General features: G+C 33.9%; 2 protein-coding genes. One reads left to right on the forward strand and one right to left on the reverse strand.

All coding sequences use genetic code 11. The annotated features are described in order from the left end of the window. Window positions 1-564: tryptophan--tRNA ligase (gene trpS, locus FUA24_RS25965; protein ID WP_394344241.1), on the reverse strand; the 564-nt coding region annotated here is incomplete at its 3' end. Between the two features lie 76 nt (window positions 565-640). Between trpS and FUA24_RS23855 the strand changes: the two genes are divergently transcribed. Then, the coding region (locus tag FUA24_RS23855) for a lysophospholipid acyltransferase family protein (protein WP_148545824.1) at window positions 641-1,214 on the forward strand (574 nt) is incomplete at its 3' end.

Raw genomic sequence — 1,214 nt, forward strand, 5'->3', positions numbered from 1 at the left:
AATACCAGGAATAAGTTTGGTTTGTTCCTGTATTTTTCCTTCAGGTAAAACAAACACATCGCCTACTTTGCTATGAAACCTAGAAGCAACATCTCTGGTTATTTCAATATGTTGTAATTGGTCTTTACCAACCGGAATAATTTCGGCGTCATACAATAATATATCGGCAGCCATAAGCATTGGGTATGTAAACAACCCAGAGTTTACATCTTCTAACCTATCAGCTTTATCTTTAAAACTGTGTGCTAAAGTTAAACGCTGATACGGAAAAAAGCAGCTTAAATACCATGATAATTCAGTAACTTGTGGTATGTCACTTTGCCTGTAAAATACTGTTTTTTCAACATCTAAGCCAAAGGCTAGCCAAGTTGCAGCAACAGAGTAGGTGTTGGTGCGTAACGTTTCAGCATCTTTAATTTGCGTTAAAGTATGCAAGTTTGCAATAAATAAAAACGAATCGTTTTCGGGCTTTTGTGCCATTTCAATTGCGGGTAGTATAGCGCCTAAAATATTACCTAAATGTGGTGTTCCTGTACTTTGTATGCCAGTTAGTATTCTTGCCATGGTTTACTTTTTATGAAGCTGCAAAGGTAAATTTTTTAATAGAATTGCTCAATACAATTATGTACTTTTGAAACTTATGAAGTTATTTAAATACATTTTTTGGACACTTTACCGTATTTGGTTTTACATTTTGGTGGCTTTACCCATAGTAGTATTGTTTCCTTTTTTGTTATTGTCTATTAGTAAAGAATCGTGGTATCCGTATTTTTTTAAACTTGCTAGGTTTTGGGCAAAGTTTATTTTAATAGGTATGGGTTTTAAAACATCTTTTCAAAAAGAACAAATTCCAGAAAAGGGCCAAAGTTATATGTTTATTGCTAACCATACATCTATGGCCGATATCATGTTAATGTTAGTTTCGGTTAAAAACCCGTTTGTGTTTGTAGGAAAAAAGGAATTAGCTAAAATTCCGTTATTTGGTTTCTTTTATAAACGCACCTGTATTTTAGTTGATAGAAGCTCTCCTGAAAGTAGAAAAGCCGTGTTTTTAAGAGCACAACGCAGGTTAAAACAAGGCTTAAGTATTTGCATTTTTCCTGAAGGAGGCGTGCCCGAAGAAGATATTGTATTAGATACGTTTAAAGATGGTGCTTTTAGGCTAGCTATTAACCATCAAATACCAATTGTTCCTTTAACTTTTGCTGATAATA

It is taken from the genome of Seonamhaeicola marinus (genome assembly GCF_008085455.1).